19 protein-coding genes are annotated in these 25,521 nt (G+C 41.4%); 9 read left to right on the top strand and 10 right to left on the bottom strand.

Annotation, left to right across the window (positions count from 1 at the left end; genetic code table 11):
• Positions 1–163 precede the first annotated feature (163 nt).
• Together WN50_RS11430 and WN50_RS11435 are read right to left on the bottom strand one after the other, a co-directional pair.
• Positions 164–2,566: a CBS domain-containing protein gene (locus WN50_RS11430; protein ID WP_046281320.1), complete on the bottom strand. Its 2,403-nt coding sequence runs from the start codon at positions 2,564–2,566 to the stop codon at positions 164–166.
• A gap of 79 nt (positions 2,567–2,645) precedes the next feature.
• Positions 2,646–3,932: an RNA-guided endonuclease InsQ/TnpB family protein gene (locus WN50_RS11435; protein WP_046281321.1), complete on the bottom strand. Its 1,287-nt coding sequence runs from the start codon at positions 3,930–3,932 to the stop codon at positions 2,646–2,648.
• A 147-nt stretch (positions 3,933–4,079) separates the two neighbouring features.
• Here WN50_RS11435 and WN50_RS11440 point away from each other — a divergent pair, with 147 nt between their 5' ends.
• Positions 4,080–4,754 carry a HEAT repeat domain-containing protein gene (locus WN50_RS11440; protein ID WP_046281322.1) on the top strand — a complete coding sequence of 225 codons (675 nt, stop codon included), beginning with the start codon at positions 4,080–4,082 and terminating at the stop codon, positions 4,752–4,754.
• Between the two features lie 208 nt (positions 4,755–4,962).
• Here WN50_RS11440 and crtH read toward each other — a convergent pair whose 3' ends face one another.
• The 3 genes from crtH to WN50_RS11455 form a co-directional block, all read right to left on the bottom strand.
• Complete coding sequence (gene crtH / locus WN50_RS11445; RefSeq protein ID WP_046281323.1) at positions 4,963–6,507, bottom strand: carotenoid isomerase; 1,545 nt, start codon at positions 6,505–6,507, stop codon at positions 4,963–4,965.
• A gap of 277 nt (positions 6,508–6,784) precedes the next feature.
• A complete protein-coding gene (locus WN50_RS11450; RefSeq protein WP_049559163.1) occupies positions 6,785–8,935 on the bottom strand; it encodes a Tex family protein in 2,151 nt (716 codons plus the stop codon).
• A gap of 38 nt (positions 8,936–8,973) precedes the next feature.
• Complete coding sequence (locus WN50_RS11455; RefSeq protein WP_046281325.1) at positions 8,974–10,443, bottom strand: phytoene desaturase; 1,470 nt, start codon at positions 10,441–10,443, stop codon at positions 8,974–8,976.
• 110 nt (positions 10,444–10,553) lie between these two features.
• On the opposite strand from WN50_RS11455, the gene WN50_RS11460 reads away from it, so the two are divergent.
• Complete coding sequence (locus tag WN50_RS11460) at positions 10,554–11,081, top strand: DUF3122 domain-containing protein (protein ID WP_046281326.1); 528 nt, start codon at positions 10,554–10,556, stop codon at positions 11,079–11,081.
• Between the two features lie 23 nt (positions 11,082–11,104).
• Positions 11,105–11,449, top strand: a complete 345-nt coding sequence (petJ, locus tag WN50_RS11465; protein ID WP_200906256.1) for a cytochrome c6 PetJ — start codon at positions 11,105–11,107, stop codon at positions 11,447–11,449.
• A gap of 77 nt (positions 11,450–11,526) precedes the next feature.
• Here the strand turns inward: petJ and WN50_RS11470 are convergent, their stop codons facing one another.
• Both WN50_RS11470 and WN50_RS11475 read right to left on the bottom strand, forming a co-directional pair.
• The gene (locus WN50_RS11470; RefSeq protein ID WP_046281327.1) at positions 11,527–12,222 is read right to left on the bottom strand and encodes a haloacid dehalogenase type II; all 696 of its coding nucleotides are present in this window, start codon (positions 12,220–12,222) and stop codon (positions 11,527–11,529) included.
• A gap of 71 nt (positions 12,223–12,293) precedes the next feature.
• Positions 12,294–13,598, bottom strand: a complete 1,305-nt coding sequence (locus WN50_RS11475; protein ID WP_046281328.1) for a TldD/PmbA family protein — start codon at positions 13,596–13,598, stop codon at positions 12,294–12,296.
• A gap of 745 nt (positions 13,599–14,343) precedes the next feature.
• Here WN50_RS11475 and WN50_RS11480 point away from each other — a divergent pair.
• A complete protein-coding gene (locus WN50_RS11480) occupies positions 14,344–14,742 on the top strand; it encodes a GxxExxY protein (protein WP_235440926.1) in 399 nt (132 codons plus the stop codon).
• Positions 14,743–15,032: 290 nt separating this feature from the next.
• The gene (locus WN50_RS11485) at positions 15,033–16,703 is read left to right on the top strand and encodes an efflux RND transporter periplasmic adaptor subunit (protein ID WP_046281020.1); all 1,671 of its coding nucleotides are present in this window, start codon (positions 15,033–15,035) and stop codon (positions 16,701–16,703) included.
• 117 nt (positions 16,704–16,820) lie between these two features.
• On the opposite strand, the gene WN50_RS34640 is transcribed toward WN50_RS11485, so the two are convergent.
• A complete protein-coding gene (locus tag WN50_RS34640) occupies positions 16,821–16,967 on the bottom strand; it encodes a hypothetical protein (protein ID WP_160315375.1) in 147 nt (48 codons plus the stop codon).
• 11 nt (positions 16,968–16,978) lie between these two features.
• Here WN50_RS34640 and WN50_RS11490 point away from each other — a divergent pair, with 11 nt between their 5' ends.
• The 3 genes from WN50_RS11490 to WN50_RS11500 all read left to right on the top strand — a co-directional run bounded on the left by WN50_RS11490 (position 16,979) and on the right by WN50_RS11500 (position 22,508).
• The gene (locus tag WN50_RS11490) at positions 16,979–18,196 is read left to right on the top strand and encodes an ABC transporter permease (RefSeq protein ID WP_046281021.1); all 1,218 of its coding nucleotides are present in this window, start codon (positions 16,979–16,981) and stop codon (positions 18,194–18,196) included.
• 20 nt (positions 18,197–18,216) lie between these two features.
• Positions 18,217–18,975: an ABC transporter ATP-binding protein gene (locus WN50_RS11495; RefSeq protein WP_046281022.1), complete on the top strand. Its 759-nt coding sequence runs from the start codon at positions 18,217–18,219 to the stop codon at positions 18,973–18,975.
• 197 nt (positions 18,976–19,172) lie between these two features.
• The gene (locus tag WN50_RS11500; protein ID WP_046281023.1) at positions 19,173–22,508 is read left to right on the top strand and encodes an ATP-binding protein; all 3,336 of its coding nucleotides are present in this window, start codon (positions 19,173–19,175) and stop codon (positions 22,506–22,508) included.
• A gap of 37 nt (positions 22,509–22,545) precedes the next feature.
• Here WN50_RS11500 and WN50_RS11505 read toward each other — a convergent pair whose 3' ends face one another.
• Positions 22,546–23,784: an RNA-guided endonuclease InsQ/TnpB family protein gene (locus WN50_RS11505; protein WP_046281024.1), complete on the bottom strand. Its 1,239-nt coding sequence runs from the start codon at positions 23,782–23,784 to the stop codon at positions 22,546–22,548.
• A gap of 171 nt (positions 23,785–23,955) precedes the next feature.
• Complete coding sequence (locus WN50_RS11510) at positions 23,956–24,585, bottom strand: M23 family metallopeptidase (RefSeq protein WP_046281025.1); 630 nt, start codon at positions 24,583–24,585, stop codon at positions 23,956–23,958.
• A gap of 371 nt (positions 24,586–24,956) precedes the next feature.
• Here WN50_RS11510 and WN50_RS11515 point away from each other — a divergent pair, with 371 nt between their 5' ends.
• Positions 24,957–25,343 carry a hypothetical protein gene (locus tag WN50_RS11515; RefSeq protein ID WP_046281026.1) on the top strand — a complete coding sequence of 129 codons (387 nt, stop codon included), beginning with the start codon at positions 24,957–24,959 and terminating at the stop codon, positions 25,341–25,343.
• Positions 25,344–25,521: the final 178 nt, after the last annotated feature.

Consider the following 25,521-nt stretch of genomic DNA (forward strand, 5'->3'; position numbering starts at 1 on the left):
CAATTTCAACACCGCTCCTGCACCAATTTTTCGAGGTTCAAAAAAGGCAACTTGACAAGAGAAGTCTTTTGTGTATTAGGAGTTTTCAGGGAACTGGTGAACTACTCCTGCTTCTGTTGTCTATATTCTACAGCCACTTTTAGTCAGGCTCAACCCTTGCCTATTATCTCGGTAATTCAACAGTAAAGGTAGTAATCTGATTTTTGCTGCTAACTTGAATGGTTCCCCGCAGTTGTTCAACTAATTTTTGAACCAAGGCTAGCCCTAAACCTGTTCCCCCTTGTTTCCAGGGATCAGCATTGGGAACTCGATAAAATTTATCGAATATTTTGGGGATTTCTTTTTCGGGAATTTCCGCTAGGTTAGAAATCACCAACTTCACCGCGCCTAACCCTTCGGGATTTTCTTCTGTTTCTTGAAGTTGATTGAGACTTTTTTTAGCGCGACTTTTGCGACGGGTTGAACAACTAACCGTTAAGCCAATTTCACCGCCATTCGGAGTATACTTACAAGCATTATTGAGTAATTCGGCTAAAATTCGTTCTAAACTAATCGAATTGGTTAGAATAGAAGGCAGATTTTTGGGATATTTAACGTTAAGGATTTGTTGACGTTCTTGAGTGCGAGAATAAAAGGGTTGAATCATCTGAGGTAGCCATTGGGATAACTCAACGGTTTCTAGATAAATCGGTGTTGAAGAGACTTCAAGCTTTTGTAAATCTAGCAAATCGTTAATTAAGTTCGTCTCTCTCGAGCATTCCTGTTCTAGAATATGAATATACCGTTCAAATCGATCATTTTGCGGCACTAATTTAATCATATGAATTGCCATTTTCATATTGGCTAAAGGAGTCCGCAGTTCGTGAGAAACGGTACTGAGAAAATCATCTTTCAGGATATTTAACTGCTGAAGTTCCTTGACTTTTTGCTGTAATTCTGCGGTACGTTCTTGGACTTGACGTTCTAGATGGGTATTCAAATCTTGAACTTGGCGGTATAATTGAGCTTGTTGAATGGCGATCGCCAGTTGAGTCGCTAACTGTTGTAAAACCGTAATTTCTGAAGGTTGCCACTGACGAGAACCGGAACATTGATGAGCTGCTATCATCCCCCAAAGTTGTCCATCTTGCAAAATCGGAACAATCAGATAAGCTTGTATTTTATCCTGTTGCAACCGTTCAACTTCTTCGGGTGTGAGTCTGCTATGATGGAGGTTAGCGATCGCATAAACAGAGTCCGTTTCAAAGGCAGTCAGATAGGCTTTGACAATCTTTTTATTCAAGGTTTTATCGAGGAGCGGTTGCCATTCCGGATCTACAGATTCAGCCACCATTTTCCCCGACTGATTAGAAATTACATGATAAATGACAACCCGATCAGCATTCAAAACCAGACGAACTTCTGCAACCGTTGTATTGAGAATATCCTCAATATTAAGGGATTGATGAATTTGAAACGAAATCTTGGCAAATAAACGCTCTCGTTGGAGTTGTTCGTACAGTTTAGCGGTTCGTTCTTGTACCTGATCTTCTAATTGTGCGGCGCGACTTTCTAGTAACTCAAATTTTTCAGCTTGCAATTGATCAACTGATTGCTGTAAATTGCGAACAACCCGATACATTTCTGTCGGATCAAGCATTCGCAACAGACTCATCTGACTAATAATCCCAACCAATTCTCCGTGATCACCACAAACGATTAACCATTGGACTTGTTGCTTTTGCATCTCTTTATGCGCCACCCAGAGAGAATCATCAGCTTTTAGACTAAAAAATGAGCTTCCCTGAATCACCGTTTCAGCAGTCGTTCGAGATAAATCCAGTTCTAAATATTGAGCTTGAACAATATCAAAAGCCGTGACAATTCCCACTGGAGTCAATTGCTTACGACGAGAAAATTGATAAATCACAACACAAGTCGCTTGATGTGCCGACATCATTTGCGCTAAACTGAGTAATGAAGCGGTTACAGGTGCAGTAACAGGTTGGCGACTCATCTCATCCCCAACGCGCCGCAATCGGAGGATATTAGAAGGTTGCAACACCTGTCGAATCCGCTCAGGAGTAATCACACCCACCAAATGATCTTCAGCATTGAGAACAGGTAAGTGATGAATTTGTTGCTGTCGAAACAACGATAATGCGGTGAAAATATCTTGATCTTTCGACTCGACTAAATGCACCGTCGAAGGAGACATCACCTCACCAATTCGGGTTTTATGCAAGCGAACTTCAGCCGGATGATCTAACAAACCCGTCGCCAATAACTGGACAATTTCTCGTTCGGTGACTATCCCCTGTAAAGTCGAAATTTCCGTCGGCGAAGTTTCCCCTTTCCCCTCTACAATCAAAATACAACTCGACTGGCTGGGATTAGGGTTAATCAATGACTCTGAACCATTACCGTTTTCTGAACGCTCAACAGTGGGTAGAGGATTAATACAATTGAGCTGACCGATCAGCCGAATCACATTATACAGTGAGGTATCAGGTGTAACGACAATTGGGTTTCGATCAATTGCCTGTTCTAAGGCGGAAGAATATTGAGGCGGTTGGTAGAGCGTCATAACTCATCAAGAAATATCAATAAATATTTGGATCATTTAACCCCTAAACCGATCTGTGCGGGAACGCAGCATCCTCAGGTCAAGATGCTTTATGGCGCAGATCTTCTGACTCCAGTGAACTACCCCGCTCCACTTGCGGGACGGGGCTTCCCAGTTCAACAGCAACCGCCTCTACGGATGACTTGCGCCCCCGTTTTGGTCTTCGTTCTCTCGGATGCAAGCTCCGAGAGCTGCGAAGACTTCGTCTTACATTGCCTGCTTGGGCAGTAGCGCTGGTTCCCAACGCTAATAAACGCAGGCCTTCATCTCGGATATTGATAGCCGCATTTATGTCTCTGTCGTGCCTAGTTTTGCAATTGGGACACTCCCAACTCCGAACATCTTGAGGTAGGCTACCCACTTGATTGAGGCATACATGACAAGTTTTGCTAGACGGGAAAAACCGACCAATTTCAAGGTAGGTTTTCCCATCTTTTTCAGCCTTGTACTTCAATTGTCTGGTGAATTCCGACCAACCACAATCACTGATGGCTTTCGCTAGATTGTGGTTTTTCACCATGTTTTTGACTGCCAGATTCTCCACAATGATGACTTGGTTTTCGTTCACCAACTTGCGAGAGAGTTTGTGTTGAAAGTCTTTGCGAGTGTTGGCAATCCGCTCATGCACTCGCGCTACAATGCGTCTAGCTTTAGCCCGACGTTTTGAACCTTTCTGTTTTCGTGAAAGTTTGCGCTGTTTACGCTTTAGATTTTTCTCGTACTTCTTAAGTGGCTTGGGGTTATCAAACTTTGAACCGTCAGACGTAATCGCAAAATGGGTTAATCCTACATCAATCCCAACAGCTTTACCCTGATTGCTTATTTCGGGTTCTGGCAGTCCATCATCAAACAGCAAAGAAGCATAGTATTTGCCAGTTTTGTTCATGCTAACTGTGACGGTTTTCAACTTGCCGTCAAAAACACGATGAAGTTTTGCCTTGACTTCACCAATTTTAGGCAGCTTAATCGCTCCATCTAACAGCTTAACGTGCTGTGGATACTGAATTGATTGCTTATTATGCTTACTCTTGAAGTTTGGGTATTTAGCCCGTCCCTCAAAGAAGTTGATGAACGCCTGAGATAAATTCAGGGATACAGACTGAAGCACCTGAGAATAACACTCAGTCAACCAAGGAAACTCTTTTTTGAGTTCTGGTAAACAGTCGTTATAGCCCTGTCTTGACAGTCCTTTCCCCGTTGCTTTATAGGTTTCGTTGTTCAAGTTCAGAGCGTAGTTCCACCACCATCTAGCACAGCCAAAAGCTTTTGATAAAGCTGTCTGCTGCTCAGTAGTTGGATAAATTCTTGCCTTAACAACGTTTCTCATACTCCTAGTTGAGCGCAAAAAGGATTGATGGTAAGCCCGATAGATTGACTTGCCTCTCCCGCCCCACCCACGAGGGGATGGGGAATTCCCGGCAATCTTGTTAAAATCAAAGCAATTCCAATGTAAAGTTTTGATAAATGTTGAACCATGAATGAACCTTTAAGCTTAGAACAAATTGCAACTCAACTGGAAAGTGAAAATTCCCGGGATCGGATGCTAGCTTTGGCTTCGCTACGAAAAGTTCCTCCGGCTGATGCTGTTCCGTTAATCAAAAAAGTCTTAAACGATCCCAACTTACCGATTCGCTCAATGGCAGTATTTGCGCTCGGTATCAAACCCACAGAGGAATGCTATCCAATTTTAGTCGAATTGTTGGAATCTGATCCAGATTACGGTATTCGAGCAGATGCGGCGGGTGCTTTAGGTTATCTAGAAGATATTCGAGCCTTTGAACCGTTGGTGCGTGCTTTTTATGAAGACACAGACTGGTTAGTGCGGTTTAGTGCGGCGGTTTCTTTAGGAAATCTCAAGGATATTCGCGCTCACGATGTCTTAATTCAAGCGTTAGACTCTCAAGAGGTTGTTGTTCAACAAGCAGCGATCGCCGCTTTGGGTGAAATCAAAGATTTAGAAGCAATTGATGCGATTTTACGGTTTGCTCAGTCCGATGATTGGTTAATTCGACAACGACTGTCTGAAGCGTTAGGAAATCTACCCAGTGCTAAAAGTGTAGCCGCCTTGAAATATTTAGCCAAAGATAGTCATCCCCAAGTCTCAAAAGCGGCGCAACTCTCCCTTGAACGTCTTTACAGTTTACAGTGATCAGTGACCAGTGACCAGTTTTTCAGTGAACAGTGACCAGTGACCAGTGACCAGTTTACAGTGATCAGTGACCAGTAACCAGTTTACAGTGAACAGTGAACAGTGACCAGTGACCAGTCAGTGGGTTAGGGGTTAGGGGTTGACTTTCCCCAACCCCTAACCCCTGACTATTGCCTATTGCAAGATTGCAAGATTGCCTTTTTGGCTGTTAAAATCCTAAATCTACTGCAATGCGATGGGCGCAAGCAAACCCAGAAAAGGCGACAGCATTTAAGCCTTGACCGGGAAAAGTGCTGTCTCCCACACAGTATAAACCCGGAACGGATGTGCGGTTAAATGGCATTCCCAACAACCCCCGCAACCGACGCTGAGGAATCGGGCCATAGGTGCCATCTTCTCGGTTGAGAAAACGACGATGCGATCGCGCAGTACCAATTTCCATGTAATCTAACCCCGCATCTAAACCGGGAAAGAATTTTTCTAAGCGATCAATAAGACGTCCGGCGGCTTCTTCTTTTTTCTGTTCATATTCCGCCTCCGATAACCCAAGCCATTGCTCAATATAACTAGGGGTAAAGGTGTGCAGAATGTGATAACCTTCAGGAGCCAGAGATGGATCGAGAAGCGTGGGAATGGAAACAAAGATTGTTCCTTCTGGTTGTTCCATTTGTTGCCAATCTTCGACAATCACATGATGACATTCTGTTCCCGGTGGAAACACAGATGCCTCAACTCCCAAATGCAGGTTAAGAAAACTGGGTGATTTTTGATAGCGCTGTCGCCATTTAATTTCTGATTTGGGGGTTTGTTCAGAAGGAATCAATTTACCAAAGGTATCCCAGCGTGTGGCATTGGAAACAATACGTTTGGCTCGATAGATGCTACCATCGGTTAATTCAACACCAACAGCCCTGCCTTGTTCCAAGATAATTTGTTTGACTCTGGCTTTATAGTGAATTTGACCTCCTGCTTTTTCCAGTCCTTCGGCTAACTTAATCGAGATTTCACCAACTCCACCTTTGGGATAGTTAATCCCTCCATAATGGCGATCTGAAAACACCATTCCGGCGTTAATCATTGGAGTAAAATCAGCCGGAACAACCGACCAGCAGTAACATTCTATATCTATAAACTTTAATAGCTGCGGATCGCTAATATAACGTCGGGCGACTTCACCTGCATTTTGGGGTAAATATTGTGCTAAACCCAAACAAGCCCCCGGATTTTGGAAAAATACTCGCATCAGATAACGGGGTTCTTCTAACGAGAGAAGTTCCATCGAGTTGAGGCAGTTGAAAACTTTCCAGCATTCATCATAAAATTTACGAATTCCTTGCTGTTCGTGGGGAAACTTCTCAATTAGTTCTTTCAAGAATTTTTCATAATCCCGATGAACTTGTACTTCAAGGTCTTCGGGGAGGTGATAATGGATCTGTACCGGGTCAGGAATGGTTTCTAAGCTAACATTAACGGCTTCTAAGGCACGGGTTAACAGGTTTGTGGTGCCTTTGTCACCAAAACCAAAAATCATCGAGGCACCGACATCAAAGCGATATCCTTCTCGTTCAAAGTAGCCCGAACTTCCGCCCGGAATGATATAACTTTCGAGGACGAGTACGTTAGCGCCTTTAGCGGCTAACTGCGTTGCTGTCACCAGTCCTCCAATCCCAGAACCAATGACAATGACATCAAATACTTGTGAGGTGGGTACTGTGTTGGCACCAATAGACGGCTGACGGCTAGGAACAGGCATGAAGTTTACTCTCTTCAAGGATTTTCTGACTCTCACAGTGTAACGCCCAAGAGCGGTTTGAGGCGAGATAGCCCCGCGATCGCGCAATGTCTATCCCTATTTGTAGGGTGCATCAGACGCTATAGCAGGTCGCGCTGGCTTGTTTACAAGGGTCAAGCCTTGAATGTTACCACCAAGACACAAAGACACAAAGAAGTTGTAAACATTAACCTGCTCATTGCTATAGATTGAGCGCTCATCTGATTGATCTGAAAATCTGATTCACCCTACTTTTATCCTACAATTTCATCGATAAACCAATTCGCTTTAACTTTTCCTTGACTTCTAAGACTCGCACTTTCACAACTTGTCCGACTTTCACAAATTTATTGGGATCATCAACAAATTGATCGGCGAGTTGGGAAATATGAACTAAACCATCTTGATGAACGCCAATATCAACAAATGCGCCAAAATTTACAACATTGGTGACAATTCCTTCTAATTCCATTCCTTCTTTGAGATCGGAAATTTCCTTAATTCCTTCTTTGAATGTTGCATATTTAAACTCTGCTCTGGGGTCACGTCCCGGTTTTTCTAACTCCCGAATAATATCTTTTAAGGTGGGAATTCCGATGGTTTCTGTCACGTATTTTTTTAAGTCGATTGACTTCAACTTTTCTGCAACTTGAGAAATATTCTTCAGAGAAACGCCGACATCTGAAGCAATGGTTTCAACGACTGCATAACTTTCGGGATGAACTGCTGTATTATCTAAGGGGTTGGCGCCGTCTCGAATGCGTAAAAAACCGGCTGCTTGTTGATAGGCTTTCGGCCCTAATTTAGCGACTTTTAACAACTCTTTGCGGTTTTTAAACACTCCTTTTTCGTTGCGATAGGTGATAATATTTTGGGCAATGGTTGGGGTAATTCCTGAGACAAAGGTTAACAGTTCTTTGGATGCGCTATTGAGTTCAACACCGACATAGTTCACACAACTTTCGACGGTTTCATCGAGTTTTTTCTTGAGTAACTTTTGATCAACATCATGCTGATACTGTCCAACACCGATGGATTTTGGGTCTATTTTCACTAATTCGGCTAAGGGATCTTGTAGGCGTCGCCCAATACTAATTGCCCCTCGCACGGTTAAATCTAATTCTGGAAATTCTTGTCGTGCGACATCACTGGCTGAATAAATTGAAGCACCCGATTCATTCACCATGACTTTAATTGGTTTGGTGTCAATTTGGGTTAAAACTTCCCCAATAAATTCATCGGTTTCTCGCCCTGCGGTACCATTTCCAATGGCAATTAATTCGATTTTGTACTTTTTAATTAATGTTTTAATTGTCTTGGCGGCGTCTTGGCGTTGGTTGTTTGATTGATGCGGAAAAATCGTTTGATATTCACAAAATTGTCCTGTTTCTGAGAGGGCTGTGACTTTACAACCTGTTCTAAAACCGGGATCAATGGCGAGAGTTGGCTTCATTCCCGCAGGCGAAGATAACAACAATTCTCGTAAATTTGCTTCAAAGGTTTGAATCGATTCAATATCGGCGTAGGCTTTGCGATCAGATCGAACTTCACTGATTAAAGAGGTTTTCATCAAACGATTAAACCCATCTTTAATCATCGCTTGATAAAATTTTCTCACTTCTGCGGTTTTGGTTTTAATTTCCTGGGCTTCTAAATAAGTGAGAACAAAATCTTCATCAAATTCTAAATCGACTTTGAGAATGCCTTCGGATTCTCCGCGAAATAGGGCTAATATATTATGAGGTTTAATCTCTGTGGCTTTTTCCCGAAACGTTCGATACATCTCAAACTTTGTTGAACCTTCGGGATAGTCATCTTTCACCGAGGAAACAAACACGCTTTTGTTCATCAAATATTCTCGTAAATAAGCCCGATATTCTGCTTTTTCTGAGACGATTTCTGCTAAAATATCTGAAGCACCTTGTAAGGCTTCTTCTACGGTTTTCACGCCTTTTTCTGCGGAAATATAGTCAGATGCCGCTTTTTCTAAGGGAATGATTGGGGCTTTGGGAAGGTTCAGAGAGGCGATGAATTCGGCGAGGGGTTCTAAGCCTTTTTCTTTGGCGGTTGTGGCGCGAGTGCGGCGTTTGGGGTTGTAGGGAAGATAGAGATCTTCGAGTTCATTTTTCAGTAAACTCGCTTTGATTTTCGCTTGCAGTTCATCGGTGAGTTTCCCTTGATTTTCTATCGCTTCTAAGATGAATTTTTTGCGATCTTCGAGTTCGGTTAAATAGCTAAAGCGTTCGGAAATATCTCGCAGTTGGGTTTCATCAAGGGAACCCGTTTTTTCTTTGCGATAACGAGCGATAAAGGGAATGGTTGCACCTTCTGAAAACAGTTCTAGGGTGTTTTCAATTTGATAGGTTTTCAGGGACAATTCTTGAGCGAGAGTTTGAGGAATATTCAGCATCATTTTAACAATCTATTAACTTTTTGGGGATGATAGTTTTATCTTTTACCAATCATCTCAGCAACAATTTTAGCTGAACTCATCACTCCGGGTATTCCTGCGCCGGGATGGGTTCCAGCACCGACAAAATAAAGGTTTTTAACCTCTTCACTGATATTATGAGGGCGGAACCAAGCCGACTGCATGAGTGTGGGTTCTAGGGAGAATGCACTCCCTTTATAACTGTTTAGCGTATCTTGAAAATGCAGGGGGTCAATGTAATATTCTGTAACAATATGTTGGGATAAGTTGGGTAGGTAATGCTGTTCGAGGAATTGAATAATTTTATCTCGGTAGGATTTTGCTGTTGTTTTCCATTCTATTTTAGCATCTAAATTCGGAACAGGAGACAACACATACCAACTATCACATCCTGACGGTGCCAGAGTTGGATCTGTGGCGGTTGGACGATGCAAATACAAGGAAAAATCATCGGCTAAATGCTTGCGGTTAAACAAATCATTCATTAATCCTTTATATCTTGGCCCCATAATAATTTCGTGATGCGCCATCTGTTCATAACGTCTGTTTGTGCCGAAATATAACACAAATAACGAAATAGAGTGACGCATTCGTTTAATTTTTGCATCGGTATATTTGCGACGAAAACGAGGTTTTATTAAGTTTAAATACGTCCAGGAAACATCGGCATTACTAACGATTGCATCGGCATTTAACAAATTACCATCTTTTAATGCAACTCCCGTCGCTTTTTTTGTTTTATCATTGATTAAAATTTCAGTAACTTCTGTATTGAGTAACAGTTTTCCCCCGATTTCTTCAAAGATTTGGACTAACGCTGAAACGAGCGCTCCGGTTCCTCCCATTGCAAACCAAATCCCAAATTTTTGTTCTAATTTGTGAATCATGGCGTAAATTGAGGTACTTTGAAAAGGGTTTCCGCCAATTAAAAGCGGATGAAAACTAAACACTTGTCGCAAACGTTCATCTTTGATATACTGATTAACAAATCCGGCAACAGATTTATAGGATTGTAACTCCATCATATCTGGTGCAACTCTCAACATATCCCATAATTTTGTAAAGGGTTGAGTCATCAACGGTAAACCTTTTTCAAAGACTTTGTTAGCCGCTTGACAAAATCGCTGATATCCGGCAACATCTTCAGGATTAAAGGTTCTAATTTGCTCAATTAAATCGTCAGTATTATCGTTATAATGAAAGACAGAACCATCAGGAAATCGAACATTATAAAAGGGGTTGAGTTTAACCAAGGTTAAATAGTCTTCAGTGCGTTTTCCGGCTAGTAGAAATAACTCATCAATCAGATAAGGGGAGGTAATAATTGTAGGCCCGCCATCAAAGGTAAATCCATCCTGTTGATAGACATAAGCCCGTCCACCAGGGCGATCGCGTTTCTCTACAATTGTGACTTGATGTCCTTGGGCTTGCAGTCGAATTGCTGCTGCGAGTCCACCAAAACCACTACCAATTACAATAATGTTCATTCGGGATTCACAAAAAATTAAACACTCTAAATTTTGATGATCTCAACAATCTGTACAGAAGGATTCAACAGCTTGTATTATTAATTTAAACCCTAAACCAAAAATCTGCAATGAAAAGTTGGAATCAATTACGTCTATTATTTGCTGTGATTTTGTGTTTGTCATTGCAATTGCTGATGTCTGATCCGGCTTTGGCTTCAATTCATCGCTACCCGGAAACTGAAAATCAGGTGATGTATCGCTCTAAACAAAGTTTACGCGATCGCCAGGATTTATCTTGGCAAGTGATACTATTTAAACGGATAAAATTTGGTCAAGTCAATGAAATTCATTTGCGACTGGTAGGATTTCCTGGCTTAAAAGAATTTGCACATCGAGAACCCCTACAGCTAACAACAGCAACTGGACAAACTTGGCAAGCTGAAGATGTGGTTGATTTATCTTTGCCGAAAAATGTGGGAGAATATGATGTATTCAAGATTTTACAACAAATTGAAAAAGATATTCCCTTAGAGTTATCCTTGCCTTTAGTTGATTATGAAATAATTAAATTACCCGTTCCGCCCTATGTGGTTAAAGAATGGCGAAAACTGTTAGACTTAAATGAGTATTCCTACAAAATTTCGGATAATTTTTAGTTTTAGCATTAACCCAGAGTTCAATGAAAATCACCAAAATATTAACCTGTTTTATTCTCATTTTAACCTTTGTGATGTTAACTGTTACTTCTCCCGTGAAGGCGGATGACCTCAGTAACGGTGCTAAAATTTTTAACTTGCAATGTGCGGGTTGTCATGGGGGAGGTGGTAATATTATCAGACGGGGTAAAACGTTAAAGAAAAAGGCATTAGATCGAAATGGATATGATACCCTTGAGGCGATTTCTTACTTAGTTAGTCAGGGTAAAGCGAATATGCCTGCTTATAAAGAACGTTTAACCCCAAAAGAAATTCAAGATGTTTCTGAGTATGTAATCAAGCAAGCTGAAAAAAATTGGCAGTCGTAGAAGACCTGAGAAACCGGGTTTCTAAACAAAAAATCTAGGCAAGCTGAAAGCAGTGGCAAGAAACCCGGTTTCTAAACTTATAAATTCATTAAAGAAACCAACGTTTTCAAATCAGGAACTTCTAAGTCAGGTTTAGCGGTTGCGGGTTTGGTAGCGCCCGATCCTGCTTTCCCTTGTTGTCGGTTCACCCAAACGCTTTTTAAGCCTAATTGTTGAGCCGGGACAATATCGTGATAGACACTTTGGGCAACGTGTAATAGTTTATCCGTAGAAAGTCCGATTTTTTCGAGAGTGAATTCAAAATTTCTCAGTGTAGGCTTATAAGATTTTACCTGTTGAGCGGTGACAACTGCATCAAATTCTACCTGTAACTGTTGAGCCGTTTGAGCAAACAAATCATCATCAATATTAGAAATAATCACTAAACGATAGTTTAGTTTTAAGGCTTTCAGTGATTCTATTGTATCAGAAAAAGGTTGCCAATTTTGAATCGACATCCACAAACTATCCAACTCAGTCGTTGTGGGTTCAAACTCTAACCGTTCCCCAATTTTTTGGACAACTTCCCGCAAAACATCTTTATAGCTTTGGTATTCACCCGCTTCAGCAACAGACTCAAATTCCGCAAACCATTCTAACAGTTGTCGTTCATTGCAATCAATTTGATGAGCCGAAACCAACTGTTTTAAAACAGGAGTAATTCCCGCTTCCCAATCCATTAAAGTTCCATAACAGTCAAAACTCAAAGCCTCAAATTGCTTAAAATTTAACATCTTTGATGCCCTCAATTTTAATAAATTCAAGAATCACCTACAAAACCAATTAGCAACCCTCAGACTTAGAATTAGAATACACTTCTTCCGGTGACAGATAAGCCTTCAACTGTGAGAGACGGTGTACAACAAGAACCATTCCAGTCAGCATCTTCTGCCACTTCAATCACCCGTTTAAGAGCCGTATAAACATTTCCTGCAACCATTGTATTCTTCACTCGGCCGACAATTTCACCTCGTTCAACCCGATAACCTAAATCGACATTAATTGAAAATTCCCCACTAATTCCTGCACCTCCGCCCAACATTTGATCAATAATTAATCCCTGGTCAATATTTTGAATTAAATCTTGCAACGTTCCCTTTCCCGGTTTAACTAACAAATTAAATAAACCAGGAGTCGGATAACTATTTAAACCCGCTTTAAACCCATTCCCCGTTGTACCACTTCCTAAAACCCGACCAGTCGTTAAATCGGTATAAAAAAGTTGCAAAACGCCATCTTCAATAAACACAATCGGGCGAGTTTGTATTCCTTCATCATCAAACGGACAACTAAATGGCCCTTCATCGGGAGCTTGATAAATCGTCAACAGCGATGACATGACAGGGGTTCTCAAGCGATCGCTCCAAGGCGAAGCCCCTTCTAAAACTTGTTTCCCATTCAACGCCGCAGCCACCGTTCCCCAAAGCATATCCGCCGCTTTCGCCGTGAACAAAATCGGCACCCGACCCACAGGCGGCGCGACATTTTCTTTCGCCCAATTCAAGCGCTTTAAAATCCGTTCAGCGATCAAAGCTGGATCAAGGACATCTCGCTGAGTTTGACCGTCTGATATACTCAAGAAATCATCACCGCGTACCCATTCAGTTTCCAGATAACCACTCAGCGTCGTATCCGTATACCCAGAGTCCAAACCGCGAGAATTCATCAAACGAGTCGATTCAATTTCACAGTCCCACTCCGCGCTACAGAGAATTTCGGGATAGTCCTGTCGAACTAAAGCGATCGCCTCTCGCCCCCATTCGATCAGTTGTTCAACCCCAACCGTCTCGCCTAAATTGGGATAATTTTTGTTAATGGAAGTAGCCGTCAGTTCAATGGTTTCCGGTTCATTGAGACAACTGAGGGCGATCGCTCGTTCAACCAACTTCTCCGGTTCTACCGGGCCATGAGCCACAGCCAAACCCGGACGCCCATCTCGCCAAAGTCGTAAGGCTGTTCCCCCAGTTTGAATACTTTCGAGTTGTTTGAGTCGGTTGGCTTCAAAAAAAATCGGTTGTGATTGAGATTGGGACTGAAAGACCTCAGCAGCTTCGGCTCCGGCTAATGAAGCCAACTCCAGAAGCTGTTCGGCAGATTGGTCATGGGTCATAAACGATCGATCATCGCACAGTGTTCATCGTTCCATCCTACCTTGTGGTGAGTCACTTCTCTCAAAGGGTTTCCTGAGCCCTTTCGTTTCTATGATTAAACCACCAAGACACCAAGACACTAAGAAGAATTACTTTGTGCCTTTGGGGTTCTATGATTAAACCACCAAGACACCAAGACACTAAGAAGAATTACTTTGTGCCTTTGGGGTTCTATGATTAAACCACCAAGACACCAAGACACTAAGAAGAATTACTTTGTGCCTTTGGGGTTCTATGATTAAACCACCAAGACACCAAGACACTAAGAAGAATTACTTTGTGCCTTTGGGGTTCTATGATTAAACCACCAAGACACCAAGACACTAAGAAGAATTACTTTGTGCCTTTGGGGTTCTATGATTAAACCACCAAGACACCAAGACACTAAGAAGAATTACTTTGTGCCTTTGGGGTTCTATGATTAAACCACCAAGACACCAAGAAGAATTACTTTGTGCCTTTGTGCCTTTGTGGTTCTATGATCAAACCACCAAGACACCAAGAAGAATTACTTTGTGCCTTTGTGCCTTTGTGGTTCTATGATCAAAACACCAAGACACCAAGACACTAAGAAGAATTACTTTGTGCCTTTGTGCCTTTGTGGTTCTATGATCAAAACACCAAGACACCAAGACACTAAGAAGATTTACTTTGGGCTTTTGGGGTTCTATGATTAAAATACGCTCGACACGGAGGCACGAAGTAATGAAGATGTACAGAGATCCGATTTCTGAGGAGGTTAACCAAGTCGCAAAGCAAATTGTTGATGCTGCTTTTACGGTTCATTCTACTTTAGGTGCTGGTTTATTAGAAAGTGTTTATGAGGTTTGTTTGGATTATGAATTAACGAAAAGAGGTTTAAGGGTTGCTCGTCAGGTTTCTCTGCCTGTAATTTACGACGATATTCAGTTAGATGCTGGGTTTCGGCTTGATTTACTGGTTGATCAATGTGTTATTGTTGAACTGAAAGCTGTGCCTGATCTTTTACCTGTTCACACGGCACAGGTGATCACTTATCTTAAACTTTCTCAACACCGACTGGGATTTCTGATTAATTTTAATGTTCCTTTGATTAAAGATGGTATTAAACGGATTGCTCTATAAATCTTTGTGTCTTTGGGTCTTGGTGGTTTAATCTTGTTGTCAATCTTGTCGGCTGTGACAGTTGAAAAAGTGGATGCTTCTTTGAGCAGATCAACCTTGAAATACACATCTCTCCCTGATAGTGGCTTGGGTTGGACGTCTAGACCCGAAGTGACGATCTTGACAGTTGAGGATGTGGATAGTTCAACCAACGGATTGTCCTAAAATGGTTAAGATCAATTTAGAGAGAGGATTCTGAAAAAATACCCTCTACTCCTCATGTGATAATTGTTGGAGGGTGAAGTTAATATATGTTATCCAGTCCGAAAAAAGACACCTACGAACGCAATGGTAAAGGCGCGATAGAGCCTACTGTTGTAGAGCAACAAATCCCCAAAAAACCCAAAAAACACCGCTTTAAAGGCTGGTTGCTGGGGCTATTGGCTACAGGTTTACTCACGGTTCCCCTAAGTTTTTATTTGACTCAAAAACAGTCTCAGCTTAAACCTGAACTGATTGAAAGTCTCACTGTTCCTGTGGAAACTCAGGACTTGACGGTGCGGATAACCGCCAGTGGCGTGGTTCAACCTGTGCGACGGGTTAACCTCAGTCCGAAAACTCAAGGGCGTCTGTCTCAGTTGTTTGTTGAGCAAGGCGATCGCGTTGAGGCGGGGGATATTATCGCTCGCATGGAAAGTCGAGAAATTGAAGCGCAACTTTTACAAGCAGAAGCGGGGTTAGCGCGGGTGAGAGCGAACCTCAGTAAGCTACAAACTGGAAGTCGTCCCGAAGAAATAGCAGCCGCCCAAGCCCGTTTAAATCGCGCTCAAGCCACTTTAGATGAGTTGCTAGCCGGGACTCGTTCAGAAGAAATTGCGGTCGCTCAAGCTAAATTAAATGAGGCTGAAGCCCGATTAGCTGATGCCCGTTCGGGTAGTTTGGATGATGAAATTGCTCAAGCGGAGTCTCGACTCACGGCGAACAAGGCTGAACTTGAACTGGCGAGTGAACGGGTGCGGCGTTATGAAACTTTGAGAAATCAAGGGGCGGTTTCTGAAGATAGTTTAGAGGAATATTTGCAAAATGAACGCCGTCTGAGTGCGTTAGTTGAGGAAGCCCAAAGACGCATTGAACAGCTTGAACAAAGTCAGCTCAGTCAAGTGGATCGACTTGAGGCGACAGTTGATATGGAACGTCAAGCGTTGCGACAATTGCAAAATGGCGCTCGCCCGGAAGAAATTGCGGGGGCTGAAGCGGAAGTTGCGGAAGTTCAGAGTAATTTGAATGAGTTAATTAATGGAACTCGCCCGGAAGAAATTGCCGCAGCAGAAGCGGAAGTTCGGGAAGCTCAAGCGCAAGTTCGCTACTATGAAACTCAGTTAGAAGATAGCAATGTTCGCGCTCCTTTTTCGGGGGTTATTGCTCAACGTTATGCAGTAGAAGGTTCGTTTGTCACGCCTGCAACTTCGGCTTCTGATGCGACTTCTGCGACTTCGACTTCTATTGTTGCTTTGGCGAAAGATTTAGAAGTGTTAGCGAAAATTCCTGAAGCGGATATTGGGCGAATTAAACCCAACCAAACGGTTGAAATTATTGCGGATGCTTACCCAGATAAACTGTTTGAAGGACGGGTACAACTCATCGCCCCAGAAGCGGTAAAAGAACGGGATGTTACGCTGTTTCAAGCCCGAGTTGAAATCATTACAGGAAAAGATTTACTTCAGTCTGGGATGAATGTTGATTTAAAGTTTATTGGGGATAAACTCAATAATGCGTTAGTCGTGCCGACGGTGGCAATTATTACCAATAAAGGAGAAACGGGAGTATTGCTTCCCGATGAACAAAATCAACCTAAGTTTCATCCCGTCACGGTTGGTTCAACAATTGGTAATCAAATCCAAATTCTAGAGGGAATTGAAGCAGGCGATCGCGTCTTTCTGGAATTACCCGAAGGCCAAAAACTCGAAGACATCATCAAGTAAATTAATCGGACTCTCTTGGGTTAGACTTTTCAAAAAACTTATCTGTTACAACAGCATCTACTTTAAAACTAAAAATCAACTCATCCGTTACAAAAACATCAACCTCAAAAACTCACCCTAAACCCATCCGTTTATAATAGAATAACCTGAAAAACTCACCCTAAACCCATCCGTTACAACAAACCCATCCGTTACAACAAACCCATCCGTTACAACAAACCCATCCGTTACAACAAACCCATCCGTTACCATATCCGTTACCATATCCGTTACCTATGAACTTCCTCGAACATATTAAAATGGCAACCACAACACTACTCGCTAATAAAATGCGAAGTAGTTTAACGATGTTAGGGATTATTATTGGAAATGCTTCTGTTATTGGAATGATTGGCATTGGAGAAGGCGCCCAAAGCTTTGTCAATGATCAAGTTAACTCTTTAGGGCCTAATGTTTTATTTATTATTCCAGGGAGTCCAGAAGCCCAAAGTCGCCCCGTTTATCCGCCTCAAACTCTCGTTTTAGCCGATGCAGAAGCTATCGCTGAACAAGTTCCTTCAGTAGAAGAAGTGGCACCTTCTCTCAACGGAAGTGAACTGATTACATATCGCGGAAAAAATGCGTCGGCGTCGTTAATTGGGGCGACTCCTGAATATCTTTCGGTGCGAAGTTTTGATGTAGCAAGAGGTCGATTTATTAGTGATTTAGACTTGAAACGAAATGAACAAATTGTAGCATTAGGTTCAGAAATTGCTGAACAATTATTTGGCAATGAAGACCCATTAGGAAAACAAGTTCGCCTCAAAGATACCAGTTTACAAGTCGTTGGAATTATGCAACCCAAGGGTTCAACATTTGGGAGTAATGAGGATATGAACGCCTTTGTTCCCATTACGACAATGGCAAATCGTATCGTCGGACAAACTTCACCCTATGGCACCCAAGTGACGTTTATTTCTGTGTCTGTTAAAGATCAAGATAGCATGAAAGCGGCTCAATTTCAGATCGAAAATTTGCTGCGACTGCGACACAAAATTACAGATGAAGATGATTTTACGGTTCGCAACCAAAAAGACCTGATGAATACACTCGGACAAATTACCGGAGCGTTAACGTTAGTGTTAGCAGCAACTGCGGCAATTTCGCTTTTTGTCGGCGGAATTGGTATTATGAATATTATGCTGGTTTCTGTCACCGAACGAACTCAAGAAATTGGCCTGCGAAAAGCGATTGGTGCTTCTCAGCAAGATATCCTAACTCAGTTTATCATAGAAGCAGTTATTTTATCGGCCGCAGGAGGATTACTGGGAACTGCAATTGGTGTCGGTGGGGTGTTTTTAGTCGCTGCTGTTACCCCGTTATCTGCGGGAGTTTCTCCGGTGGCAATTACAATTGCGGTGAGTGTTTCCGGTGGAATTGGCTTATTTTTTGGGGTAATTCCTGCAAGACGTGCGGCTAAACTTGATCCGATTGTTGCCTTAAGAAGTGCATAAGTAAACCTATAATTAACACCATGAAAACTTCTTTTTCTCCCTTACAAAATCAACAACAACCGCCCTCAGATCGAATCATTGTTAAACTTGACAATATCAAGAAAGTTTATGGAATGGGCGAGATAGAAGTTCAAGCCTTAAAAGGGGTTAACCTAACGGTTGAACAGGGTGAATATTGTTCAATTATGGGGGCGTCTGGTTCGGGTAAATCAACGGTAATGAATATTGTCGGTTGTTTAGACCGTCCGAGTACAGGTGCTTATTATTTAGATGGAGTGGATGTTGCTCAAATGTCTGAGCAACAATTAGCCAAAATTCGTAATTTGAAAATAGGATTTGTTTTCCAACAATTTCATCTTTTAGCCCAATTAACCGCTCTTGATAATGTTATGTTACCGATGCTTTATGCAGGAGTTCCCGCAGGTGAACGTCGGGAACGGGCGAGAGAAGCGTTAGTTAGAGTTGGCTTAGAAAATCGTATTCAAAATAAACCCAATCAACTCTCTGGAGGACAACAGCAACGAGTCGCAATTGCGCGTTCAATTGTTAATCGTCCTGTGTTATTATTAGCTGATGAACCAACGGGGGCGTTAGACTCAAAAACCACTCAAGAAGTGATGGATATTTTTACTGAATTAAACGCCAGTGGAATGACGGTGATGATGGTGACGCATGAACCGGAAGTCGCCCGTCAAACTCGTCGTATTGTTTGGTTTCGCGATGGTGAAGTGATTCATTCTCATCTCACCCCAGAAGATTTACATGAAGCCACTTTTTAACCTAAAAACCCGGTGCGCGTAAAAGTTACCAGGTTTTTCTGTCTCCACAGTGCGGATTAAAAACCGGGTTTCTCAAAGAAACCGGGTTTTTGGGAGTCTCTATAATTAATAAATAAGGCATAATAGACCACAAGGGGAAAATAACCGGGGTCATCTACCCCCAATCCCCCTGCATCTACATTGTCAGGGTGTTGTGAATGTTGATTAAATCTCTCAATCAATCCCTTTCTCAATTCTCCGCTAAAATCCCCTTAAAAACGCTGTTAGTTGTCCCTTTTGTTTTGCAAATTGTGGGCGCTGTGGGATTAGTCGGATGGTTGTCTTTTAAAAATGGTCAAGAAGCTGTTAATAAATTAGCCATTGAGTTACAAGAACAGGCTAATTCTCGTTTACAACAATTCCTCAATCATTATTTGACGATTCCCCAACAAATTAATCAAATTAATCAAGATGCGATTCTGTTGAAATTAGTAAACTTAGAGGATTTATCAACACTGGGTTTATATTTTGCCAAACAAGTTGAAGTGTTTGATGTCAGTTATATTAACTTTGGTGGACGGGAAATAAATCAATTTGTAGGTGTTAAAAATCAAGATAATAATTCGCCTCTGATTAAAGTGTTTGCGCGTCGAAGTTCCAACGGAGATTTATACTGGAATTCTTACACCCGAGACGAACAAGGAAATCGACAAAATATTAGAACTTTTAGAGAAAATTTAGACCACAGAAATGAAGCCTGGTATACTAATGCTGTCGCCGCAGGTAAGCCTGTTTGGAGTCAAATTTATCAGTGGGAAGATGAACCTATCTTATCAATTTCTTCCAGTTATCCTATCTATAATCCCAACAATCAATTAATTGGAGCAATTGGAGTTGATTTGAATCTCTCAGCCATTGGTCAATATTTGAATCAAATTAATCTGAGTGATGCTACGACTATTTTTATTATAGAACGAGATGGAATGTTAGTGGCGAATTCCGGTGAAACTCAACCCTTTATTCAAAACCAGCAAAAAGTTAAACGGATTTTAGCCGTAGACAGTCAGAATCAAAAAATTAGTCAAATCACTCAAAAATTACTGCAAAATTTTGAAAACTTTAATCAAATCCAAACGCCTCAACAATTTTACTTGAATTTAGATTATGATCGAGAATTTATTCAGATTACCCCCTGGAAAACTCAAGCAGGATTAGATTGGTTAGTCGTCGTTTCGATTCCTGAATCTGATTTTATGGAACAAATTAACGCCAATACTCGCACGACTATTATCCTGTGTTTAATCACATTAATAATAGCCACAATCTTAGCCTTTTTAACGGCTCGTTGGATTATTCAACCGATTTTAAAACTCAAAAATTCAGCCCTGGCTTTTTCTGAAGGAAAATTTGATCAAACTGTTGATATCAATCGTTCCGATGAATTGGGAGTTTTAGCCCAAACATTTAACTACATGGCGCAACAATTACAAGCGTCTTTTGCGACACTTGAAACTCAAAATATTGAACTCAAACGACTCAACCAACTCAAAGACGAATTTCTCGCCAATACTTCCCATGAACTGCGAACCCCTTTACATGGTATTATTGGATTATCTGACTCTTTAATTGATGGCGCAACCGGAAAATTACCTCCCAAAACTACAAAAAATTTAACCATGATTTCTAATTCCGGACGCCGACTCTTAACGCTAGTCAATGATGTTTTAGACTTTTCTAAACTGAAACATAATAAAATTGAACTACAGCTAAAATCTGTGGGATTATGGGAAGTTGTTGATATGGTTTTGGTTCTCTCTCAATCTCTGATTGGAGAAAAAAACATCAAGCTGATTAATTCAATTCCCAATGACTTACCCGGGGTTGAAGCCGATGAAAACCGTTTACAACAAATTTTATACAACTTAATTGGAAATGCCGTTAAATTTACTGAATCTGGAACCGTAGAAATAACAGCTTGTGAGAAAATCATAGATGAATCTAATCATTATATCGCTGTCACTGTTTCCGATACTGGAATTGGAATTTCTGAAGATAAATTAGAACAAATATTTGAATCTTTTGAACAAGCAGACGGTTCAACCGCGCGTCAATATGGCGGAACGGGTTTAGGTTTAGCCGTGACAAAACAGCTTGTCGAATTACACGGCGGTATCATTCAAGTGAGTTCAAAAGTCGGAGAAGGTTCTCAATTTACCTTTACTTTACCGAAAGCGAAATCACCTGTTAAGCCCACTGAAAATAAAAATGTTCAACCTTCAAAAGTTTCTACAACGGCTTCTCTAGTAGAACCTTCAACCGAACCTGAAAATGTAGCCGAAGTATTAATAGAATATAAGAGTGAATTCAAAATTTTAGTCGTTGATGATGAACCTGTTAATATTCAAGTCATTGCCAATAATCTCTCTCTACAAAACTATGCCATTACTCAAGCCACAAATGGTTTAGAAGCGCTAAGATTAATCGAGCAAGGATTTAAACCTGATCTTGTTTTACTGGATGTAATGATGCCGAGAATGACAGGTTATGAAGTTTGTCATAAACTCCGAGAAAAATACCTCCATAGTGAACTGCCTATTTTAATGTTAACGGCTAAAAATCAAGTGACAGATTTAGTCGATGGTTTAGATTCCGGAGCGAATGATTTTTTAAGTAAACCTTTTTCAAAACAAGAGTTATTAGCACGCATTAAAACCCATCTTCATTTACTCAAAATTAATAATGCTTATGGTCGTTTTGTTCCCCATGATTTCTTGCGTTTTTTAGGACATGAAAGTATAATTGATGTTAAATTAGGAGACCATGTTCAAAAAGAAATGACGGTGATGTTTTCTGATATTCGTTCGTTTACCACGCTTTCAGAGGAAATGTCACCCCAAGAAACTTTTGATTTTATCAATCGTTATCTTAACCAAGTTAGTCCGATAATTCGTAAACATAATGGTTTTATTGATAAATATATTGGGGATGGAATTATGGCATTATTTCCCCAGTCGGCTGAAGATGCGGTAAAATGTGCAGTAGCCATGCAAAAAAAAGTCAGTTTGTACAATCAAGAACTGCGACAACAGGGAAAAGTTCCGATTAATATTGGCATTGGTTTACATACCGGAACCTTGATGCTGGGAACCATTGGGGAACGGGAACGGATGGAAAGTACCGTGATAGCAGATGCCGTGAATTTAGCCTCTCGTTTGGAAGGATTAACCAAACTCTATGGTGCAGGAATTATTATTAGTGAAAAAACGTTATCTCGTTTGAGTGATTTTCAAAATTATGGTTATCGGTTTTTAGATCGGGTTAAAGTCAAAGGGAAGAATATCGCCGCAGGTGTGTTTGAAATTTATGATGGTGATTTGGACTCTCTGCCACGCTTAAAAACCCAAACCAAGTCAGATTTTGAAGAAGGGGTCTTCTTGTATCATCGCCAAGAATTTGAGCAAGCTGAAGCGATTTTACAACAAGTTATAATAATTAACCCAGAAGACAAAGCCGCATTATTATATTTACAACGTTGTCAGCAATCTAAATTTTAATATATGGACCTCACCGCTCAACGAAACTTACTCAAACCTACTCAAAGGCTGAAAGTCCAGTCATTCGTAGTGGTTCAAGCACTACAGGGTTAAACGGCAAACCCTTTATTCCTTGGTCTAAGACATCAGGAATTACTTTTCTCATGATATTAAATGACCCATTCACATCGGCATTTAATAACCTACCCTGAGCTGTTTTATACAATCCTCTCGCTATTCTATGGCCCTGAAACATGGTTTTTTTATCTCCATAAGCAGGCAGAGAATCGCCATCTAACGCACTAGATTGAGATGTATAAGATTCTTCTGTTATCACTACTTTTATTCCTTTTAATTGGGCTTTATACGTCAACATTTCGATTAACCGATAATGGGGAATATTCAGAAATTGTTGATTATTCCTTTTCCCTAAGTTAATTGATTGTTTCCAGGCTGCATTATGCCCAATGACTAAAATTCCAATTTGATACTGTTGACACCAATCTATGACTCTTCTGCTGGCTGTATGCAGATAATTTTCTACTCTACAGTTGCGTTTATGAGTGAGCTTTTTTAATCTTTGAGATTGGTTTTGATTCTCTTTGATTTTTAGCTGGGATTGTAAACAGGAACGTTGTTTATTGTAAAAGGTGTTAATCGCTTTTAAGGGTCTGCCTTTAATCAAAAGAGGTCGGACACCTGTTTGATTGGTAGTTACAGCCATTAAGTTATTAACGCCTAAGTCTATACCTGCTATTTCTTGATGATGGGTTGTTTCCTCTGCTTTTTCATAAACGATTTCGATGACATAACAACTGCTTTTCGGCACAATCCTCGCCTCGATTATTTCCTTTTGTGATGTCGGAATTTTTATTTCACTCATCGAGAGGTGACAAATTCCTGTTTTTAACGCTTTTTTCGAGATGGCTGAGTGAGGATAAGGGAGAATATTGCGCCCCTTGGTTTTATGTTTATACCCCGGAATTTTGGGTTGACCTAAGAAGTTTTCGGGATGTTTCTGCCGGACTTTTACAGCTTGAAAATAACTGGTCCAGGCTGAATCTAATCGGCGGATGATTTGCTTACTCACTTTTGTGGGTAAGGCTTTGTAGTCCGGGGTTTGTGAGAGCCGGTGGTAAAGTTGATTAAAGTTTAATTTTTGGTGGTGTTGAAAGAAGTGTTGACGATAATGATAATTAGCTAGATTAAACAAATTTTTCGACAAAAAAGCCTTCTGGTCAATTTCTGACCAGAGAGGATGGTTTTTGGCGATGAAATGACGTTCAACTAGCTTCATGTTGGGATTATACTGTCAACAGGGCGCTCACGAAAAACTCCCTCGCCCAAACTGATCATGATTGGCATTTAGCTATCAAAATGACTAAGATTGAGCAGAATTAGTGATATTTTTGGCAACTGGATTTACCCCCAAAAACCCGGTTTCTTTGAGAAACCGGGTTTTTATGGATTACCAACGGGGTTGACTCGAAACGCGCTGTGATTGTTGGTTGTACATCGCTAATAGAACCTGACCCGGGTCAACCCAACGACCGCCATATTTTAACCCCCAGTGTAAATGGGGGCCTGTCGTGCGTCCAGTCATACCCACTCGGGCAATTCTTGTCCCCGCAGGGACAACTTGACCTTCCCAGAGTTGAATACCACCGTCATTATCAATAAAGTAGCGACCTTGAGCGTTTTTCTCCACCCGTCCTTGAACATGACAATAGATGTGCGTCCACTGTCCCGAATCAATTGCAATCCCAGTGCCACAACGGCCATCTTCCCAGACTTCCACAACGGTTCCTGTCCACCAATTGCGAATATAACTTCCCATCGGGGCTGCTAAATCTAAACCGTAGTGAAACCCACTTGAACGATACCCAAAACCGGATGTATACTCCTGAAAATTTTCGACTGGGAAAGAGGCCCCTGACCAATCCAGTCCAGTCGCCACTTGATTTGTGCCATATTCTCTCGCACTAACCAGCTTTTGCCATCCAAACGGCGCCAGACTTAAGCTGATTAACCCGGCTAATAGCAACATCCGTTTTGGACGAATCCATTTTTGGCTAGGCTTTGGTGTTGACTGTCCCATTGATCTGTTTGACTCCTCTTTACAGTGATCAGTTATCAGTCACCAGTGAACAGTAATCACTGTAGACAGTGAATAGAGAATATTGATAACTGATAACCGATAACTGATCACTGAAAAAACTGCTCACTGTTCACTGGTGAGATGCCTGCTTGCCACCCCAGTTTTAATTCGATGACAATCAGCAACCAACCGGATTGAATTGCAGCAGACACATGAGCCAGTATTCTACTCTATGTTGGCTCCATAGAGAATAGCTCGGTTGAATTTCTGTAACGTTTTGTCTATGATCAAGTCTAATTTGCGCCGTTACCCTGTATAAGTCAAGGATTAATCACAAATTCCTCATTTAGAAATTCACCATAAAATCACCCATGCTATTTGATATCTTCCCTTTTCGGTTTAACCTTGATGCAACAACAATTGCAGCAGCAGCTTTGTGGTCACTCGCTCTCTACTGGGGATTTTCTCCCCTCAGTGAATGGGTGATCGAACAACTTAACCGTTGGTTTAACTTTGCTGAACAAGGACTCTACACTTCAAAAAAAGAGTTTGAACGGACTCGCGCTGCCCGAGAATCTCAAAACGCTTTTTATGCTTCCTTGTTTAGCATTGTGCCGTTTTTAATCGTCGGTAGCCTATGTAATTGGGCTGTAGAAGCCGGATTAGATAGCAGTTGGGCGATCGCAATGGGAATGATTGCTTGTATTAGTGGCGGTGTCTATGAACTCGGACGCCGAGACTCCCAACAACGAGGCTAAAAAGCTTACAGGGAAAAGGTTACAGGTTACAGGAAATAGTTTTGTAGGGGCGGGTTCCACACAAATCTATGTCTCCAATCAATAACCTATATAAACCCGCCCAACCCCCTCACATCTCACCAGTGTCGGGGCGGGTTGATCAATGTTGTTTTTGGGTGTCAGTCAACCTCTGTGAACC

The organism is Limnoraphis robusta CS-951, assembly GCF_000972705.2.

Coding starts and splice junctions, on each gene's coding strand:
- WN50_RS11430 (WP_046281320.1), bottom strand. CDS start 2,566: ATGACGCTCTACCAACCGCCTCAATATTCTTCCGCCTTAGAACAGGCA.
- WN50_RS11435 (WP_046281321.1), bottom strand. CDS start 3,932: ATGAGAAACGTTGTTAAGGCAAGAATTTATCCAACTACTGAGCAGCAG.
- WN50_RS11440 (WP_046281322.1), top strand. CDS start 4,080: ATGAATGAACCTTTAAGCTTAGAACAAATTGCAACTCAACTGGAAAGT.
- crtH (WP_046281323.1), bottom strand. CDS start 6,507: ATGCCTGTTCCTAGCCGTCAGCCGTCTATTGGTGCCAACACAGTACCC.
- WN50_RS11450 (WP_049559163.1), bottom strand. CDS start 8,935: ATGCTGAATATTCCTCAAACTCTCGCTCAAGAATTGTCCCTGAAAACC.
- WN50_RS11455 (WP_046281325.1), bottom strand. CDS start 10,443: ATGAACATTATTGTAATTGGTAGTGGTTTTGGTGGACTCGCAGCAGCA.
- WN50_RS11460 (WP_046281326.1), top strand. CDS start 10,554: ATGAAAAGTTGGAATCAATTACGTCTATTATTTGCTGTGATTTTGTGT.
- petJ (WP_200906256.1), top strand. CDS start 11,105: ATGAAAATCACCAAAATATTAACCTGTTTTATTCTCATTTTAACCTTT.
- WN50_RS11470 (WP_046281327.1), bottom strand. CDS start 12,222: ATGTTAAATTTTAAGCAATTTGAGGCTTTGAGTTTTGACTGTTATGGA.
- WN50_RS11475 (WP_046281328.1), bottom strand. CDS start 13,598: ATGACCCATGACCAATCTGCCGAACAGCTTCTGGAGTTGGCTTCATTA.
- WN50_RS11480 (WP_235440926.1), top strand. CDS start 14,344: ATGAAGATGTACAGAGATCCGATTTCTGAGGAGGTTAACCAAGTCGCA.
- WN50_RS11485 (WP_046281020.1), top strand. CDS start 15,033: ATGTTATCCAGTCCGAAAAAAGACACCTACGAACGCAATGGTAAAGGC.
- WN50_RS34640 (WP_160315375.1), bottom strand. CDS start 16,967: ATGGTAACGGATATGGTAACGGATGGGTTTGTTGTAACGGATGGGTTT.
- WN50_RS11490 (WP_046281021.1), top strand. CDS start 16,979: ATGAACTTCCTCGAACATATTAAAATGGCAACCACAACACTACTCGCT.
- WN50_RS11495 (WP_046281022.1), top strand. CDS start 18,217: ATGAAAACTTCTTTTTCTCCCTTACAAAATCAACAACAACCGCCCTCA.
- WN50_RS11500 (WP_046281023.1), top strand. CDS start 19,173: ATGTTGATTAAATCTCTCAATCAATCCCTTTCTCAATTCTCCGCTAAA.
- WN50_RS11505 (WP_046281024.1), bottom strand. CDS start 23,784: ATGAAGCTAGTTGAACGTCATTTCATCGCCAAAAACCATCCTCTCTGG.
- WN50_RS11510 (WP_046281025.1), bottom strand. CDS start 24,585: ATGGGACAGTCAACACCAAAGCCTAGCCAAAAATGGATTCGTCCAAAA.
- WN50_RS11515 (WP_046281026.1), top strand. CDS start 24,957: ATGCTATTTGATATCTTCCCTTTTCGGTTTAACCTTGATGCAACAACA.